The organism is Catenulispora rubra (genome assembly GCF_015356825.1).
Taxonomy (GTDB): Bacteria; Actinomycetota; Actinomycetes; order Streptomycetales; family Catenulisporaceae; genus Catenulispora; species Catenulispora rubra.
Genome location: NZ_JAACYW010000656.1, coordinates 1 through 943, shown reverse-complemented (window position 1 = coordinate 943; position 943 = coordinate 1). Strand labels below are relative to the sequence as shown.

Below are 943 nucleotides of genomic sequence, written 5' to 3'. Positions count from 1 at the left end.
CCCGCATCCCCACCCGCGTCCGCGACAGCCCGCAACCGCAGGGTGTTGTCGATCATCGGATGCGGCCGGCCGCGGGTGTACGCGTCATCGCCGAAGTCGGTGAGGTCGAAGGCGACGGCAGCACGGTCCGAATCCGCGGCAGCCCCGGACACGGCGGCCGCGCCGAGCGTTCCGAGCGCTCCGTCGGTGTCGGCCGTGCCAGGCGCATTGTCGGCGTACGCGGCAAGCCGGTGCGTGGCCCCGGCTTGGCCAGCGGCGGCGCCATGCGGGTGCGTGTTCTTGACTTGGCCAGCGTCAGCGGCACGCGTCTGCGTGGTCTCGGCTCGGCCAGCGTCGGCGGCAAGCGCGCGCGTGATCTCGGCTTGACCGGCGTCAGTGGCATGCGTCTGCGTGGCTTCGGCTCGGCCAGCGTCAGCGCCATGCGCGTGCGTGGTCTCGGCTCGGCCGACGTCGGCGGCATGCGCGTGCGTGGCTTCGGCTCGGCCAGCGTCAGCGCCATGCGCGTGCGTGGTCTCGGCTCGGCCGACGTCAGCGGCAAGCGTGTGCGTGGCCCTGGCTTGGCCAGCCTCAGCGGCATGCGTCTGCGTGGTCTCGGCTCGGTCGGCGTCGGCGGCAAGCGTGTACGTGGCCTCGGCTCGGCCAGCATCAGCGGCAAGCGTGTACGTGTTCTCGGCTTGGCTGGCGTCAGCGGCATGCGCGTGCGTGGCCTCGACTTGGCCAGCATCGGCGGCAAGCGCGTGCGTGGCCCCGGCTTGGCCAGCATCGGCGGCAAGCGCGTGCGTGGTCTCGGCTCGGCCAGCATCGGCGGCAAGCGCGTGTGTAGCCTCGGCTCGGCCAGCGTCGACCGCGTTGTCAGCGCTCCCGGCGTGCGCGCGTGCGGACCCGTCCGGGCCACCATCGGCGGCGGGCGTTTGCAGTCTTCTGCTTTCCCCCTCCCCCCACC

At 73.1% G+C, this 943-nt stretch carries 1 protein-coding gene; it reads left to right on the top strand.

Translation table 11 applies throughout. The features are described from left to right. A partial coding sequence (locus GWK61_RS54795) for a hypothetical protein (protein WP_228564582.1) occupies positions 1 to 943 on the top strand: 943 nt, incomplete at both ends.